The organism is Pandoraea captiosa, from assembly GCF_902459775.1.
Lineage (GTDB): Bacteria > Pseudomonadota > Gammaproteobacteria > Burkholderiales > Burkholderiaceae > Pandoraea > Pandoraea captiosa.
The window spans coordinates 148,195-166,679 of record NZ_CABPSQ010000010.1 but is presented as its reverse complement, the minus strand read 5'-3'; the positions used below and the strand labels follow the sequence as shown (position 1 = coordinate 166,679).

The window sequence follows — 18,485 nt, the reverse complement described above, 5'->3', positions numbered from 1 at the left end:
CTTCATTTCGGCGCTTTATAAACTATGGAAATTCCGCGAATACCTTCCCGATCAAGAAGCGATTGTATTGCCTTGGCGGCAGATGGCTCAGCGACAATCCACCGAACCGAACGACCGTTTGCTGCTAGGAGTTGGCGTTGCGCTTGGTCAATAAGGGCGTACTGCCCCTGAAACCAGGGTCGAAACTCACCGTTCTTCGCCACGAATCGAGCATACCCGGGCCCTTTTGCGTCTAATAACGTACCGTCGGCGTCGACCCCATCGAATTTGACGCCCTTGACCGTATACACCTTCCCTCTAGCACCCGTAACCTGCTCTTGATAGTCTCGTGCCCCGGGCGACATCGCCTCGTTGGCGGACGTCCAGGTTCCTTCGTCATCATTTGTGTTGGGAGGTTCGTTGCTGCCGCTAGATAACGTCCAACCGCTTGGCGCGGCACCACCACCGACAGAAGGCGGTCCCATGACGCAACCACCGCCTCCTGGGGCAGCGAAGCAAACAACCGTCGGCGACGAGACTGCCTTGCCTCCCGCCGTCGGCGGAGTACGATCATTCTCCTGAGTGAGCGGATTTGCGTCCGCCGGAGGCGTTTCACCGGACTGCTGATGCTGCGCCAACAGGAACTGGTGCGTTATCCACGCGCGTGCGTTTGAGCGCCAATTTACGACGGAAATTAACGCATCGACGAGTTTCGTGACAAACCCGCTATCTCCCGGATGCTCCTCAGCGTTGTTGGTCGCCTCATTCTGCGCCCAGAACGCCCCAGCATTTGCGTCTGATCCAGACGCTCCCGCTCCGAATGCACCTGCGAGGCCCGCGAGCATCGTTAATGCAGCCCGCTGCGAGGGGTCCAGCGATTGACTGCCGTTGCCCATCGCTTGTATCAAGTCAGGCGTCAATGCAGCGCTAATGCTTGCCCCGATAGCTCCCCCAGCGCAATCGCTTCCCAACGCTGCTGCGCCAGCGCACCCTAGGGCCGCATGGGCGGCCACATAGGCCAAGCCTCCCGACAATCCATCACCAAAGCCGCCCGCCTCGTTCAACTCACCAATCTGAAACGCTAGCGCCGCACCAAGGTTGCTAACCCCACTGCCCTTCAACGCCTCTAGGAAACTCCCTCCCTGAATCGCCGTTTGAACGCCCGCCTGAATCGCCGACACCCCAGCCATTGCCGCCAGTTGGCGAGCATAATCGCTCGCCGTCGAACTCACCGCATTGCTCGCCAGTCCTTCGGCGATACTCGGATTCGCACCGGCCAGATTGGCCAAACTATCGGACGAACCCGACATCGAAAAGCCCAAGCCATCGGCATCACTGAACGTGATTCCTCGGGTCAGACCGGCCGTGACCGCCGAGACCGCGCCTGCCGTCAAGACATCGCCAAAATTGAGCGTGCCATTCGTCATGACCTGCGACGCGGCCGAGGCGAACGCGCTCGCCACAAATGCCGACGCCATGGCGTTGCCCACCGTGCCCGCCGCGAACATTCCGCTGGAGAGCAACCCTCCTGTGACACTCGCAGCGGCGGTCTCGGCTGCGGCTGCCGTACCACCTTCAACGATCGCCGTCATCGCTGCATCGAGTGCTGCTTGCTGTGCTGCAGTCTCCGCCGACGCCAATGCTAGCGATGCCCCCTGCGTCGCGATAACCGTCATCGCCATGATGACGATCATCCCGACCTGCTGAATCCCGAAATTCCCGCCCTGCTTCACAAAATCCGTGTGCAGGTCGTTTTGCAGTGTCTGCTGGAGGAAGTTGTCACCCAACTGCGCAGCTACGCCCGCGATGAATGCCTGGGTTGCAGACTGGTCAACCTCTCCGTTCTGTCCCAGCAGTTGAAGCGCACCACCAATCTGGTTGAACTGATCGACGTTAAGCGTCAGGCCGCCCGCTGCGGCGCTCATGAAGCCGCCCGGCTGCACCATCGTGCCGGTGGTCTTCAGATAGCCCGCGTCCTTGATGTAGCTCCAGATCTCACCGACGTCCACCACGTTCGCGCGGTTTGTCAGCGTGCCGGTGTTTACCGTCAGCGTCCCGCCTGAGGTGATCGAGCCCGTGTTCAGAATGCTGCCGCCTGTGGCCGTGTTGCCAAAGTTCAGCGACAGGTCGTTGCTCGCGAGAATCTGACCGCCAGCCGAGAGCGCCGAGAAGTTCTCCGGCAGGTACACCTGCGGCATCAGCGCTGTGACGGTCGGGCACTTCGCATTGCCCGTCGCAGCGCATCCCGGCTCCGGCACTGTCTGCTCGACGTACCACAGCATCGGTTGCGACAAGCCGGCGACCTGCTCAGGCGTCAGTGCTTGACCCAACCGGATGTTGTTCGCCTTCGCGTACTCCACCGCGTTGCCGTACAGCACCAGCTTCTGCTGGTCGTTGACGCTCAACTGCGACGTGCTGTCCGTCGACAATCCATTGATGAAGCTCGCCTTGCCCGTTTGCATCAAGGCGGCTTGCTGAAGCTGAATCGCTTCCTGCTGAGGAGAGAAGTAGAACGTCGTCGTGCTCGGCTGCAGCGACGCGGGCAAGTTTGAAATCAGCACTTGCGGCGAGACGGGATCGAGCGTTGCGCCCAACCCGCCTACGACATAGCTCGGGCCGTTCTGCTGGCCGACCGCGCCCGTGAGGATCGATGATCCCGTGCCGCCCAAGCTCGCCGGGATCGTCAGGTTCAGACCACCGTTCGCCGGTGCCAGGCTAATCACCTGCGGTGGATTGCCGACTTGCGGGGTGTAGGTGTTTGCGGTCGTGATGCCGTTGACCAAGCTCGTACCCGTGAGCGACACCGACTGGCCCACCACATTGCCCACGTTGACGATCTGACCGCCCGAGGTGAGCGTCAAATTCGGCGCTTGAATCGTCGCAGCGATGTTACCCACCGGCGTCGGCGGGTTGATCACACCGCCTACGCTCGTGTAAGCATCCCCATACAGCGACGTACACTCCGCCGCACTGCCGCAGCTCCACACATCGTGACGCTTGTCCGACTCGGACATGCCCGTCTCTTGCACCCAGTGCGAGTGCCAGTAGGCATTGAGCGTCTGTGCACTGTTGACCACCGGGCCGCTGACGTTGATCGTCGCGTTAAGTCCCGCCGTGATCAGACTGCCGACGTTCGTCAGCGACCCGGCGTTGATCGTCAGATTGTTTCCCGCACCGATGATCGACGAGTTGCCCGACTGCTGATCGACGTACGCCTCGCAGTAGCTCTCCTTGTAGCCACCCGCCGTCATGCAACCCGAGTACTTTTCGAGCTTGCCGTAGTTCTCATGCACCTGCACCGGCGGCGGCAGCGTGTTGGTGATGCCGCCCGCTACATTCAGCGTCAGGTTGTTGCCCGCAAGGATGTTCCCCGACGTGTTCGTCAGTGAATCGGCTGCGGTCGTGCCCGTGGCCGACGAACCGACGCCACCGATCACGAGATCGTGACCGGCGATCAGATCACCATACTTGTTGTTGATCGTGCCCGCAGCAATCGTGAGGTTGTTGCCCGCGATGATGGCCGCGTTGTTCTGCGCGAAGGTGAACGAGGTGGTGTTCGGGTTCTGGCCGCGAACGTCGTTACCTCGGTAGCAAGCAACGTTGCTCGTACCCGCCGCGCACCCCGCCTGTGACATGAATTGCTGGGTATTTCCCCCTTGATTCGTGACGCTCGCGGCGTAGATGTTGACGTTGTTTTGGGCGTAGATCATGCCCTCGTTCACGAGGTTGCCGCCGTAGAGGTTTAGCGTATTCGCAGCGGTGATCAGTCCGAGCGACGTCGACCACGAAATCGTCGAAGTCGACGTTGGGGCTGCAGCGTCCGTCGAAATCTTGAAAGCGACGAGTTCATGCTCGTTCTGCATATCGGCGATCGTTTCATAGTGAGCAGCCGGAACCTCGATCTCACCGAGAGAAGCCAATTGCGCAAGAAACGCAGAATACTGCCCCTGATCCACCGCATTGAGAACGGTACTCGTCGCTGTCGGCGCTACCGCACCGTTGGAGAGCGTGCCGACATTGAGTGTGACATTCCGACCTGCCGCGATCTGCCCGCCCCTATTGGAAAGATTCGCAGTTGTCAGCGAAACATCTCCACCCGCGATCATGACACCCGACGCACCCATCTGAGTCACAGTCGATGTTTGGTTGACCGTTGGCAACGCAATCGCGATCGACTCCTGCGCACCCGGCACCGGCGCAGTGCTCATTTGCCAATAGTCATAGTCGACTGGATAGTCGCCCACCATCCGACTGCCGCGGAACTTGTTCATGTAGAACGTTCCGGAGTCAATCACAGGCGCGCCAGTGCCCGCATTACATGACAAAACAGCTAGCCCGTTGGTGCAACGGTCTCCCGTCCACGGACTGATGCCGTCTGGCTTGCCTTCCAGCGTTACTCCCGTAGGCGACAATAGATCACCGAGCGTTGCAGTGGACGTCACATCGAGCCACCGAACGTTCATGTCGCCTTCACCGCCACCCGGTCCTTGGCTGAGCCGCGAACTACGTATTCCGATAATCGCACTCCAGATCAGACTCGGATCAACGACCGTCGTGGTAGTCGTCACCGAACCCGACCCCGCCGCCTGATCATTCACCACCGCCCCCGCATTCACCGTCAGGTTGTTCCCTGCGATGATCGTGCCGCCGATGTTATTCAGCGTGCCTGGCAGCGAGAACGTGATGTCGCCCGCCGCCTGCGTCTTGGCGCCGGCGTTCGTGAAGTTGCCGCCGGTCGCGCTCAGGTTGCGGTTCGCTTCGATGAGGCCACTATTGATGACGTCTCGGGTCAGCGACAGATCGCGGTCGGCGTGAATCGTCGCGCCTGCGCCGTTGATCGTTGCCGCGTTGATCGTCACATCGCTGCCGCCCACTACACTGCCGCTGTTCGTGAACCAGCCGTTGCTCGCCAGCGTCAGTGCGCCGTTGCTCTGGATCGTGCCGCTATTGATGAACGACGACAGGCCCGTGAGCGACGTGCTCGCACCGCCCAACTGCAACATGCCCGCGTTATTGATGACGTTGGCCGTGATCGACATCGTGCCGCCAGCCTGCAACGCGCCGCCCGTCACGTCGAACGTCGCCGCGCCCATCGACGCCGCCAGATTGCGCGTCGCGGCCAGTTCGCCGCCGGCGGTCGTCACCGTACCCGCGCCATTGACCGTCAGCGAGAGATCCGCGCTCGTGGGCGTCGCACTCGTCACGTCGCCTGCCAGGATCATGCCGCCGTTGTTGTTCAATCCGTTGACGTTGAGCGACACACCGCCCGCGCCGAGCACCGTGCCGCTATTGGTCAGTGTGCCCTCCGCCGTAACGGACGTCGTGCTGCCGTTGAGCAAACCGGCATTGGTGACATCCCCGGTCGACGTCAGCGTCAGCGCCTTCGTCGACGCCAGTTGCCCACCCGCCTGGTTGACGATGCCACCGGCCTTGATCGTCAACGCGCCCGCGCTAAGCACCGACGCGCCTGCCGAGTTCGTAAACGTGCCCGCACCGGCATTGAAGGTCGTCGCGCCGTTGATCAGCGCGAGGCCGTGCGTCCTTACCCATTGCGTCGCAGTCACATCCAGCGCGCCGCCGACGATCATCGCGCCGGTGTCGATGCGCGCGCCGCTCAGCTTCGCGTCTTGGGTGACGAAGAGTTGCCCGCCACTGGCATCAAGTGCGCCGATTGCTGTGACCGTGAAGGATTTGGACGCGGTCGTAGCGCCGTTGATGACGACGTTCCCGCCATCGAGCGTCACGTCGCCGACGACGGTGTTGGTGCCTCCCAGGGTGAGCGTCTGCCCCGCACGCAGGGCGATGGTGTCGTTGCCCGAGACGTTCGCTACGCCGAGGTTTCCGCTCTGCGCGGTCAACGTCATCGCACCCATGCTCGACACGCCTTGCAGTGCCGTCAGTTGCGTCGCAGCGGTCGCATCGAGTGTGCCACCCACGAGCACCTTGTCCAGCGTCAGGCTGCCCGACGTGCTGGTGAGCGATGCCTTGCCCATCGAGGTCAACGCACCGAGCAACGCGTCGCTGGCGGATGTGATCCTCACATCCCCCGCCGTATCCACACCGCCCAGCGTCAGCTTGCCGCCGGAAGTAATCGCCACGTCCTTGCCGAACGTCAGGGCGCCATTGCTTCCATTGATGTCGCCACCCGATTGCAATGTTGCGGTGCCCTTGCCGAGCAGATGGCCGCTCAGCGCCATCGTCGTGCCGGACGTCAGCAACGTGTCACCGTTGACCTGCGCAGCCCCCATCGCCAACGCACTGCCCGCCTTCGCCGTGAAGTTCTGAATCGCGGTGACGGGTCCGGCCAGCGTGACGCTGCCTTGCGTCGCGGTCAGTGCAATGTCCTGATTCGCCGAGAGCGCGCCAGTCACCGTCAGGCCCCGCGCGGCCGTGACGGTCAGACCCTCACCCGCCGTCACTGCACCGCCGAGCGTCACGTCGCGTCCGGCATTGACGCTCAGGCGGGCGCCAGTGCCGATATCTCCTGCAACGCGAACGTCGCCGGCACCACCCGCCGTGAGCGTTGCCGACTTGCCCGCCTGAATCGTGCCCGCCGTCAGATCACCTGTCGTGGTCATCGCCAGCGCCTCGCCTGCGACGATGGCTCCCGTGACTTGCGTCGCACCACCTGACACCGTGGTGAGGCCACCGTTGCCAAACGTGAGCGACGTAGCGCTGAGCTTGCCGCCCGCCGTCAGCAGACCGGCGACGGCGTCTGCCACGACGCTACGTACGTTGCCCAGCGTCATGTCGCCGCCGGAGGTCAGACGCACCAGACCGTTGGCCGTCGTGTCTCCTTGCATCGTCAGCGACTTGCCCGCATCGACCGTCATGTCGCCCTGCGCGCCCGCGTTGCCCGTGGTGATCGCGCCGTTCGCCGCCGTCAGCGTGAGATTGCGCTCGGAAGCCGTGTCGCCTTGCAGACGAATGTCGCCCGTCGTGGCGCTCACCGTGACGTTGTCGCCGCCGACGGTCTTGCCGGTCACGGCGACGTCGCGCGCACCGGAGAGCGTTACCGTGCCAAGTGCGACGGCGTCGCCAGTAATGGCGACATCGCCGCCGCCCGCCGTCACCGTCAGCGCCTGGGTCGCCTGCACGTTATGCAGACCTGCGTTGTTTGCGGCGTGGACGTCGACGTTCTGGCCGGAAAGCGCGCCCGTGAGCGCAATGCTGCGCCCCGCATCGAGCGTGACGTCTGCGCCGAACAAGGCGGTACCGTCACCGAGGATGTCGCGACCGGCGCTCAACGCGCCGATCCCCTGCACGTTCGTTTGCCCGGTCAGCGTGAGATCGTTGACGGCATTAGCGCGCAAGTCACCTTGCACGCTCAGCTTGCCGCCAAGCGTCGCGTTGCCCGCACTCGTTGCGAGCAGCGCGCCCGCAGTCGTTACCTCACCACTGATGGCGAGGTCACCCGTGCGCGTCATCAACGAGAGATCGCTCATCGTGAGCGCCGTCCCCGTGACCGACAGATGGCGTTGTGCGACCAGTTCGCATGCCGCACCGCACGCCACGCTGCCGGCAAGGAGAATGTCGCGTGCCGCAGTCGCCGAAAACGCATTCGGCGACGACACCGCGCCGTTGAAGACGATGTCGCCCGCACCAGCCAGCGCCCCGGCCGTGCCGGTCGTCGTGACGTTGATGCCGGTGGCCGAGTTGAGAACCCCGAGCGTCGCATTGCCACCGGCCGTCACGTCGATGGCATTCGCCTGCACGCCCCCCGTGAGTCGCGTGTCGCCTGCCGACGCGAGCGTGGCATTGCCCGTGAAGACGGCCTTGCTGCTGCCATCGCCGGTATCGAGCAACGTGCGGCCCGCCGTCAGGTTCGCGTTCACGCCGACCAACACCGCGCCGAGTTGCAGATCGCGTCCGGCGTTGATCGTGACGTCGCGCAACGCACTCGTCGACTGACCAAGCGCGACATCTTGTGCCGCGTTGAAGAAGAGGTTTGCGGCGCCGCTCACACCGCCCGTCGCGCGAATGCTGCCGCCACGTGCCGTCAGGTTGGCGTCGCCTACCGACTGGATCGCGCCGCCCACGACGATGTCGCGTTGTGCGTCGAGCGTGGTGCCCGCGCCGCCGCCGAGCGTGCCCGCCACGGTGATGTCGCGCGCGGCCTGCAACGACACGGCGCCCGCTGCGCCGGATTCGCCATTGACCATCACGTCGCCACCACCGGCAAGCCCCCTGGCGGTCAACGTCAATGCGCCGGTCGACTGCGCGTTTTTGACGGTCACGCTATTGCCCGCGACGACCGTCAGACCGCCGCCCTGCAACAGGCCGTTCTGGTCGATGTCACGCGCTGCGCTGACGTCGAGCGCGCCGGTGAACGACGCGGACCCTGTGCCGCTCACGTCGCGTCCGGCATCGATGCGTCCGGTGCCTTGACCGTTCAACGCGCCCTGGACGACCGTGTCGCGCCCGGAGGCGAGCGTTGTGTTGCCTGCAACCGCCGTCTGCCCGGCCATGACGACGTCCGTCCCCGCCAACGCGGTCAGTTGCCCGCCGACACCGAGCTTGCCCTGCGCATCGACGTTGACACTGCCTTGCGTGGCCGTCAGCGATGCGTCTTTCGCCGTGCGGACCGTGCCCGTAATGTTGACGTCGCGGGCGCCGGTGAGCGTGGCGTCTTCGCCTGTCTGCAAGGTGCCTGCGACGGTGACGTCGCGCGCACCCTTCAGCGTGACTGCCCCGACCACGCTCGATTCGCCGTTGACGATCACGTCGCCTCCGCCCGCATTGCCGGTGGCCGTTACCGAGAACAGGCCGTTCGACGTGACGCTGGACACCGTTGCGCTGTTGCCCGCAGCCACGCTCACACCGTTGCCCTGCAACACGCCGGACAGATTGATGTCCCGGTTCGCCGTGAGCCTTGCGGTATCGGAGAACGCCGATGCGCCCGTCCCGACGAGATCGCGACCTGCTTGCAGCACGCCCCCCAGCCCAACCAGTGCACCGTTGAGCACGATGTCCTGACCGGCCGTCACCGATGCATTGCCGATGGCGCTGGTCTGGGGTGCGCCCAACGTCACCGTCTGCCCTGCGCTCAAGGCAAGCGTGCTGTTGGTGCTCAGATCGGCCGTCGTCGTCAGATTGCCGGATGACGCCGTCATCGTGACATCGCCGACAGCCGTCACACCACCGTCGACCTGAATGTCTCGCTGCCCGGTCACGGTGAGTCTGTCGTTGGCGGCGATCTTTCCCGTCGAGGTGATGAACACGTCACGTGCCGCGTTCAGCGTGGCGACGCCGAACGACGCGAGCGGTCCCGTGAGGCGAATGTCGCCACCACCGCCGAGACCGTTTGCCGTGACGTCCAACGTGCCGCTAGCCTGAATGTCGCCGAGCGTCACATCGTTGCGACTGGTGACGGCCAGATTGGCCGTCTGCAACTTGCCGCCGAGCGTGGCGTTTGCGCCTGAGGTGAGCAACGTATTGCCGAGGAAATGCGCGCCGCCGCCAATGTCGAGGTTCCCGCCCGCGTCGAGGGTGGCTGTGCGTTGTCCGGACACATTGCCCGACACGCGCATGTCGCCACCGGATTGGAGACGGACGTCGCCCGCGGCCGTGGCGGTGCCCGCGATGTCGAGCGTCGTGCCCGCATTCGCCTTCAGGTCGGCGCTGGCTTCGACGGTGCCCGGCACCGACACGGCGTTGGCCGCGCTCACCGACAGCGTCTGGTTCGTGCCCGCGGTTTGAAGTGTTCCGGTGACGGTCACGTTGCGCGAAGCGGCGAGCGACAGGGCGTCCCCACCGGCCGTCGTGCCGGTCACGAGCACGTCGCGCGCAGCCGTGAGCGCCGCCGCGCCATAGAACGAGACCTTGCCTTGCAGTGCGATGTCGCCGCCACCCGCGCTACCCAACGCACTAAGCGTTGCCATGCCGGTGCTTTGCGCGTCATTGAGCGACAGGCTGTTCCCCGCATCCATGTTCAGCGCACCCGCCAGCAAGGTCCCGGTCAACGAGATGTCGCGAGCCGCGCGCAACGTTGCGTTCGTGCCGAAGGCGAGCTTGCCCTTGCCGGTGACATCGCTGCCGGCGCGCAGCGTCGCATCGGTTTGTCCGAGCAGCGTACCGTCGATATTCAGCGCGCCGTCGGCGCTCAATCGCGCGGTTTGTGTCGAAGCGATATCTCCCTGAACGTCGAGGCCGCCTCGCGATGTCATGTCCAACTGCCCGCCGGAAGCGAGTGTGCCGTCGACGCGCGTGTCGCCCGCCGATTGCGTCGCCACGCCGCCGTGCCCCGTCAATCGCGCGCCCTGGGCGATCTGCAAGTCGCCGCCGGTCGTAATCGACACATTGCCCGTCGCACCGGTGCTGTCGGTGACAAACATACCGCGCGCGGCGTTGGCGACCAGTGCGCCGGCGACAGTCACCGGTCCCGTGAGTCGAATGTCGCCTTGCGCGATATCCTGCGTTGCGAGCGACAAGTCACCGCCCACTTGCGCTTCGCGCAGCGTCAGCGTTTTGGCCGCGCTCAGCGTCGCACTGTCGTTGGACTGAATGCTGGCGAGCGTGAGATTGCCACCTGCGCGGACGTCCAGTGCCTTGCCCGACTGAAGCGAGCCTGCCGCAGCGACGTCACCGGTCGCCGTCAGGCGATAGCCCGTCTCGCCAAGGCCGGTGCCGGTAAGCGCAACGTTGCCTGCGCTGCTCATCTGCACCTGCTGCTGCGCGGCGTGATTCGCCACCGTAAGATCGCCGCCGGACGAAAGCGTCAGGTCGCCGGCGGTGGACGCAAGATCGCCCGCCATACGCACGCCAAGGCCCGCCGTCGTGCCGATCACCTGAATCTGCCCGGCAGTCATCGCGCCGAAACGTGTAGCGTCAATGGCGAGGACCTGCGTGTCGCCCGTGGCGCGCTGCACGGCCTGCGCCGTATTCGCCGCGCCGTTGGCGGTCGTGATGTAGCGCGTGCCCGTACCGTCCACGGCACCGGTCGAGACTTGCTGATTGCCGGTGATGACGTTGATACGCGTACCGGCATACAGTGGGGCATTGACACCGACCGTCTGGCCGATCAGGTCGATGGCGCCGACCGTGCCCTCGATGCCGCTGCCCGGACCGTTCGCGCCCGCGTTGCCTTCCAGTTGAATGTGGCCACTGGTGACGTTGAAGCCGAGCGCGCCGGCGTTGGCGAAATCGGTCGGCGTGCCGCCGGGCGCGCTCAGGAACTGCGGCGTGCCCGTCGCGAGCGTCACGCCGATGGTGTTGGTGAACCCCGCGCCACGCACCGAAATACCGTTCGGGTTCGCGATGATGACCGTGGCAGGGGCGCCGAACACTTCCAGCGGGCCATTCAGCGCGCTCGCGTACGCACTGCCGGACCACGTTACCTGATTGACGATGGTGCTCGCCGTGCGCCCCGACAGATTGGGGTTGGCGGCGATGGCGCCGCCATTGAGCGACGTCCCGTTGAGCAGACTGTTGTTGAGGATCAGGCCTGCGGCGTCGACGTTGAAGGTCTGGTACTGGTTGAGTGAGATACCTGCCGCATTGGGGGCGGTGATGTTGACCACCGGTACGCCGTTGCCGCTAGTTGTGATCTTCGGCGCGAAAACGACAGGGGCCGTCGGATCGGTGATGGGGGCCGCCAAGGCTTCACGCATGCCCACGTGCACGCGTAGCGTGGCGAGCGAGCGCATGACCGTCAACGCAGTGTCGTCAAAGCCCGCGCGATTGGCGGCGAGTTCGCGCGCCGCGGACTGGCTCAGCTCGAACGTCACGGAGATCGGGCTCACGAGCAGTGTCAGGGCGACGCATGCCGCAATCGTGCGTTGCCACACGCGAATCGTCGGCGTCTCGTTGAGGACGAGATCGCCTGCGTCGTCGGTACGTGCCGATTGACGAGCGGTTTTCCCGGCTTCGATGAACTCTCGTGAAGTTGCCTTCATGACGTGCCTTGTCCGTTTTTATGACGTGCGTTGCCCGAGGCCGCCGTGGTAAACATGGCGGCCTCGAGACTTGCGGATTGCGGTGCGTGCGGTAGAGCGACTGCGGTTACTGCTGAATGCGTGCGTTCTTGACGAGGTCACCGATGACCTGCGCAGTCGCCTTCTCCATCGCCACTTGCTCAAGTTGCTTGCGCAGCAGCGGTGCGCTGTCTTCGAACTTTGGAATCTGCGTGGCGCGCTTGTCGTCCATGCGCAGAATCCAGAACTGCTCGCCGATCTTCAATGGCTCGGCAGATACCGCGCCCTTGGGCAACTTCACCAACGCTTCGGCGATCGGTTGCGGCCAGTTCTGCGTATTGCCCGCCGTGATCGGCGTCTTGAACGAGACCCAGTTCAGTTGGCCGCCCTGCGCGGCGTTGGGACCCTGGCTGTACTGACGCGCCAATGCCGCGAAATCGCTGCCATTCTTGAGCGCGTCGAGCACGGTCTGCGCGGTGGCGGCGTCGCGTACCGCAATGGCGCTGGCGTGATACTCGTTTTCGCCCAGCGTTGCGACCACGGCGTCGTACTTGGCTCTGACGTCGGCGTCGCTCACCGGTGCGGCGTTCAGATGCTCGGTCATGTACGTGCGCGTGACGATCACCGTCTTCGCCGCTTCGAGCGCAGCCTGCACTTCCGGACGTGTCTCGTAATGCTGCTTGAGCGCGGCCTGCTTGAGCAGTTCGTTGGCGATCAATTGCCCCTTGAACAGTTCACGCAGCTGCGCACTGTCGGGCTGGCCGCTCGCCTTGACCATCGCGTCGACCGACGCCCTCGAGATCGTCACCCCGTTCACGCTGGCGACGGCATCGGCGGGCAGCGGCTTTGACACCGCGCCCTTGCCATCAGTCTTGCCGTCGGTCTTGCTGTCGACCTTGGCGTCGGCCTTGTTGTCTGCCTTGTTGTCCGCCTTGGTCACTTGCCTGGCCGCCATCGCGCTCGGCAGCGTCATGCTCAGCGCTGCGAACACGCTCGCAGCCACGCACACACGGCTGAACTTCACCTTCATCGATTCTTCTCCCGCAACGTTGGCGAGCATTGCGAGCCGGGTGCCCGCAAACCCGCGTCTTCAGAATTCATCCCGCCCAGTTGAGCGTGACGAGAACGACACTTCCCTTCGGCCCCAGCGACGATGGCTGCACCAACGCGCGCCCCGCCATCAACTCGCCTGAGAACGTCTGCCCCCGGAACTGCCACTGCGCACGCACACCGACACCGGCGCCGACGAGCGTCGGCCAGCCCGACTCGGCCACCAGATGCGCCTTGCCGCCGTCGAGGAACAGATACGGCTCCCACCGCAGGCCCTCCCAGACGGGCGCGTTGGCCCATACGGCCTCGTTGCGGACATAGAAGCCGCTGTCGCCCGCAATGCCGCCTTGCAGGAAACCGCGAACGGAATCGGTCCCACCGAGGAAGATCTGTGCGTTGCCGAAGAGCGCCACGCCGCTGTACTGTCCGGTGAGCGTGGTACGCCACGTCCAGTACGTCGGGCCGAGCTGGGCAAGCGGCATCTGCACCGTGGTGCTGGCGTCGAGCTTGGTGAACTGTGCGTGAGCGTCCTGCTTCTGGATGCCGTCGAAGTCGCGTGTGGCATCGAGCCATGGCAGCCCTTGCGAGATGCCGAGCGACGCCGTCAGCGCCCCCGGCTGACCGTTGCGCGTGAAGCGCCACAGTCCCGAGACACCGACGCGCAAGATCGTGAGGTCCTGCGGTGAAAGGGGAATGTCGTTGACGTCGCGCTCGGTAGAGAGCTTGGTGAGCGTGGCGTCGAGACTCACGCGGCCCGACGACGAGCGCGTGAGCACGGTGTTCCAGCCGAAGATCTGACTGAGCGTGCGGCCGTAAAGCAGCGCTGTGCCACCGATGATCTGCTGGTATTCGGAAAGCGCTGCGGTGTAGCTGAACGTCTGATATCCGTAAGGGACGGCGGCAGACACGACGAGCGCATTGCTGTCGCGCGTGCCGGTATAGGCAAGGCTCAGCGACTCCTGCAAGCCGATGACGTTGCCTGCCTCGACCGACGCCCGCGTGCGCCACCGTCCGGTTGCCGTGCTGCCGTAGTTGTCGAGGCCGACGTTGTAGTTCAGACGGCTGCCGAACGGATTCTGGATGGCGACGATGGACTCGCCTGCCGCCTGCCCCGGCAGTATCTGGATCTGCGCCTGGTTGCGACGCAACCGATTGATCTGATCGACGCCCTGTTCGAGCGCGGGCAACGCCAGCACGTCGCCGACCGATGTCGGGAAGGCCCAGGCGGTGCCGGCATCCGTCAGCAAGCCGCCACCGTCGCCCGGCTTGCCCTCGCCCGAGGGGCGCAACGCCCCGCCATTCAGCGTGAAGCCGCTGATGCGACCCGCAACGATGGTGATGGCCAATGTGCCCGACGACAGGTTCTGCGGCGTTGCAAGATAGGCCCGCGTGGTAATGAGACCGTCCGCCACGAAGGCTTCCGTCAGACGACGCAGCAGCAGATCGATGCGACGACGACCGAGCGCTTTGTGCAGGAACGGGGCGGTAATGCGATCGAGGCGCGGCTGGCTCAGTACCGTGTCGCCCTTGAAAACGATCCGGTCGATGCGAAACGTCGGCTCCGGATCGGGGAGCGTTTCGACGTCGGCATCTGCCGGGAGATCGGGGATCTGTGAGGCCGACGCGGGCGCCGAGGGCGCCACTTCGATCTGCGCTGGCTGACGATCGAGTTCGCGCTGCAATTCGCGATTGCGCTGCTCGTCGAGCAGCCGTTGCCCCGGGTCCTGCTGCGGCACGATGCCGGACGGTAACGTAGGTAGCGTGGGCAGCGGCGGCAGTCCCGGCGGGGTTTGTGCAAACGCAGCGTCCGTCGTCCAGCACAACGCGAGCGACACACCAACGATGCGCGCGAGGATTCCGATACGCATCGTCATAGGCCGAACCACGTTGTCAGACCGAGGTGTGTGCCGATACGCGCGGGTTCACGATAAGGCACGTAAGCCGTCTCGATGCCCTGCGCCGCCCTCACGCCCCCGGCGCCCGTGATGACGCCACCCTTGATCACGCCTCGCCCGGTCAGCACGACCTCGCCCGAAGCGGCGGAAAACAGGCCGCCGTCGTTCTGCGCATAGATGGCCGCCCAGTGGTTGCCGAACCATGCCTTGAGCCCGCGTGTGCCGTTGTAGGCGGTGTAGCCCATCAGCCCCTGCGCGGTGACGAGGGGCGCGTCCACGGTCAGGTCCCCGCCCCACGCAATGACGTTGCCACCCACGTTGGTCGCGCTTTGCCCCGCCCGAAGGGTGACGCTGCCCGCCGCCTGCATCTGTCCGCCATACGAGGCCGTCGTGCTCGACGCCACCGCCTTGCAGACAATGAAGCACGAGCGCTGGTACGACGCCTGTCCGGTCATGACCGCCTGATTGACGAGGTCGTTCGTCGCGGTGACGCGAATGTTGCCGCCGTTGGTGAGCACCGTGCCGCCGTTGTTATAGACGTTACGCCCCGAGAGCGAGACGTTGCCTGCGTCGGCAATGATGTATGCGAGTTGGCCCGGCGCGGGAATCGAGCCGTAGTCGACGGAGAAACCTTCGTCCCGCGTCGAAAAAAGCAGCCAACGCCGGCCGCTGTTGGCGTAGGCCGTGGCGACGCCGCCGTTCGCGCCCTCAATGTGAGAGATCGCGTTGCTGAGATCGCCCTGCGCTTGCATCGAGACCGACTGGTTCGATTCGACGCGCGCGTTGAGGTTGACGATGTCGCGTGCAGCGCGCATGACGACGTCGTCGTTCACGCCGAAGAGCACGCCGAACGCGCCGCCCGGATTCGTCGGATCGGACCTGTTGGTAATGGTGCCGGTCGCGTTCAATGTGATGGCGCCCACCGACGACGCGAGTGCGGTATCGCGCGCAACGCCCTGAATCAGGCTGCTGACGTTCGTGATGTCACCCTGACTGTCGATCACGACGGCGCTGCGCGACGACACCAGCGTCGACTGAAGCGTCCCGGCGTTGGCCATCAGTACGCCATGACTCGAGAGATTGGCCGAACCACCGGCGAGGATCGCCGCGCCGCGCAGCGTCGTTTGTCCCGCCGCTTGCCACGACAGGTTATTCGCAACGTTGATCTTGCTCGACGGCGCCAGCATCACGTCGCCTGCGGACGTCAACGAAAAATCCCCGGCGTTCGCCATCATGGCGCCCGCGTGGCGTACGCCAGCGCCGAGGTCCGTGGTAAGCAACTGGATTCGGCCGGAGGTAATGCTGCCGTTCGGTTCGACATCGAGCGCAATGGCATTGGGGTTCGCCTGCTGCTGATTGGCGAGGGAGACCCAGTCGTTGTTGTTGTCGTCCGGGGAAAAGCGCGTGTTGAGCGAGACTTTGCTGCTGCCCGCGATCACGCGAACGTAGGCCGTCGGGGAGGAGAAGTCGTTGGTAATCGGCGCACTGACCTTGACCGACTTGGCGATGAGCTCCAGCCCGATGAGGGTGCCCGCGAGCCCGCCGCCAGCGACTTCGATCGTGCCCTGCCCGGTATTGAGCACGACATTGCGCTGGTAGAGACCGGGAGCGACGAGCACGTCGCTGAACGACACCTGACCGGTGGAGAGCGCGACGTGGCCGGTGTTGACGAACGAGCCTCCGTTCACCGTGACGCCGTTGGGGTTCGCAAGGACGACGTTCGCCCGCGGGCCGGCGACGGCAATCTGGCCCTGAATCAGACTGGGGGCGGTGCCGGTCACTTCGTTGACGATGGTCCGTGCGTTCACCCCGGCGTTGTTGAGGGTGGCGCCGGCACGATCGACATTGAAGCTGGTGTAGGTGTTGTGGGACACGCCGTAAACAGGCGGGGCGACGGCGACGTTCTGACGGCCATCGGCACCGACGCTGACCGAAGTGGCTGTGCCGCCATCAGGCACGATGCCTGCGGCATGGCAATGCGCGGCCGCAGCGAGCATCGTCGCCAGGCCGTACTTCGCTACCCCTCGGAATGTCTGAAACCGCTGATTCCCCGAACTACGATTGTTGTGCCCGCCAATCTCGCCGGCCAACGGCGAGACTTCGCGCGTTGATTGCCTAGGCATCTGATCTTTCGTTTTGTAGTTGTCATACTGCTCACACATCCGAAGGTCACGTCTGACGCGGCTGTGCACCGCATCGTCGGTGTTCCCCGAACGGCACCTCGCGCGCCGGCTATCGTGTCGTGCCGGCTTCGCGCGAAGTCCCGCGCCCTTCGAATTCCTAGCCGGTGAGAACCGGCCCAGACAGAGCATTACGGAAAGACGTTATCGATTCTTTAGACTACCGACAGATCTTTTTGAATTTTCTCTTTGTTTTCTGTCGTATTGCGAAACAATCTCATTTCTAGACAATCATTAGAATCACCGAATGCGCGGAATCTACGTTGAATTACGTAGACCATTGATTTCTTTGGATGACTTTCGGTGAATCGCGAAACATCAGGTGTCCATATGGATTCCGCGGCATCTATGAAGTCAAAAAAGCTTCATGCTTCCGAATTCGCTGCCAATTATTCGGATACCGGCGTTTTTAGGAATGAAACCGGCTCACCTCATGTCAACCCCGCGCACGCCGCGGCCATCTCCGCAGCGGCGTCCTGTAAGGCGGGGACGAAGCGCCGTTCGGCTTCCGCGCGGCTGACTGCCTGATCCAGGTAAATGACGTTCAGGCTCGCGAGCACCCGGCCCTCTGTCTGAATCGCCACCGCCACTGCGCCGATCTTTCGTTGGTCGAGCCAGTCGCCATGATTCGAGCCAAAGCCGGCTTCTCGGGTCTGACGCACAAGATTGCGGATAAATGCATCGTCGTTGGCGAATCGCTGCTGCAATTCGCCTCCCGCGCCTGTGCGCAACAAATCGAGAATGTCCTCACGCTCGGCGTCCGGACACATACAGAAGTACGCACGACCGGCAGCGGTGAACAGCATGGGCAAGCGCCGCCCCACCATGGCGCGGTGAAACGACAGCGGACTGAAACGGTGCGTCGTCTCGCGAATAATCATGGCGTCGCCATCCGGCGTCGTCAGATCCGACGGCCACACGACTCGCTGCATCAGTTGTCCCATGATCGGCGGCGCCACCATCGCAATGCGTTCATCGTCCGTGAAGCCCTCGCTCAGCGAGCGCACCGCGAGCGCCAGCCGAAAGGTGTCGTCCGAGGTGCTGCGGCGCACGAACCCATCCTCCAGCAACGTTTCCAACAGCCTGCGTACCGTCGTGCGATGCAATCCCGTCGCTTCGCTCAACTGCTGCGCCGTGGCACGCCCGCGCTCCATCGCATTGAGCGCCCGCAGTACCAGCAGGCCACGCGACAAGCCCCGAACATTCGGGTATTTGCTCATAAAAATACCTTTTAAATCAACCATGTGCATTCTATGCACATTTCATCGAATTTGTTGAGCAGTTTTCGTCCCCTGCCTAGACTCATCGAAAAATCAGAGAGCTAGCGGAGACACCCTCCTTTCTGCACGAGTGACGTTCGCGACGCGAGTCGCTCGACAGCCGGACCCAGCCCAACGATTAGCGGCCGACACGAGCCGCCATGGAATCACCGAACGCAGCACGCCGATGAAACGCGCCGAATCAGCGCG

At 64.0% G+C, this 18,485-nt stretch carries 5 protein-coding genes; all 5 read right to left on the bottom strand.

Going from position 1 to position 18,485, the window contains the following annotated elements; genetic code table 11:
• Window positions 1-2: 2 nt before the first annotated feature.
• On the bottom strand, window positions 3-11,873 hold the full coding sequence (locus PCA31118_RS21370; RefSeq protein ID WP_150627012.1) for a two-partner secretion domain-containing protein: 11,871 nt from the start codon (window positions 11,871-11,873) through the stop codon (window positions 3-5).
• Between the two features lie 106 nt (window positions 11,874-11,979).
• A complete protein-coding gene (locus tag PCA31118_RS21365; protein WP_246190360.1) occupies window positions 11,980-12,921 on the bottom strand; it encodes a peptidylprolyl isomerase in 942 nt (313 codons plus the stop codon).
• Between the two features lie 67 nt (window positions 12,922-12,988).
• Window positions 12,989-14,815 carry a ShlB/FhaC/HecB family hemolysin secretion/activation protein gene (locus PCA31118_RS21360; RefSeq protein WP_246190359.1) on the bottom strand — a complete coding sequence of 609 codons (1,827 nt, stop codon included), beginning with the start codon at window positions 14,813-14,815 and terminating at the stop codon, window positions 12,989-12,991.
• Entirely contained in the window at window positions 14,812-16,959 is a 2,148-nt protein-coding gene (locus PCA31118_RS21355) for a filamentous hemagglutinin N-terminal domain-containing protein (RefSeq protein WP_246190358.1), read from the bottom strand. The genes PCA31118_RS21360 and PCA31118_RS21355 overlap by 4 nt, the downstream gene beginning before the upstream one ends.
• Before the next feature lie 488 nt (window positions 16,960-17,447).
• Window positions 17,448-18,236, bottom strand: coding sequence for a DNA-binding transcriptional regulator (locus tag PCA31118_RS21350; protein ID WP_150627011.1), 789 nt, complete (start codon window positions 18,234-18,236; stop codon window positions 17,448-17,450).
• Window positions 18,237-18,485 lie beyond the last annotated feature (249 nt).

Excerpts from the sequence above, each read along its gene's own strand:
- PCA31118_RS21370 (WP_150627012.1), bottom strand. The coding sequence starts at position 11,873 with ATGAAGGCAACTTCACGAGAGTTCATCGAAGCCGGGAAAACCGCTCGT.
- PCA31118_RS21365 (WP_246190360.1), bottom strand. The coding sequence starts at position 12,921 with ATGAAGGTGAAGTTCAGCCGTGTGTGCGTGGCTGCGAGCGTGTTCGCA.
- PCA31118_RS21360 (WP_246190359.1), bottom strand. The coding sequence starts at position 14,815 with ATGACGATGCGTATCGGAATCCTCGCGCGCATCGTTGGTGTGTCGCTC.
- PCA31118_RS21355 (WP_246190358.1), bottom strand. The coding sequence starts at position 16,959 with ATGCCTAGGCAATCAACGCGCGAAGTCTCGCCGTTGGCCGGCGAGATT.
- PCA31118_RS21350 (WP_150627011.1), bottom strand. The coding sequence starts at position 18,236 with ATGAGCAAATACCCGAATGTTCGGGGCTTGTCGCGTGGCCTGCTGGTA.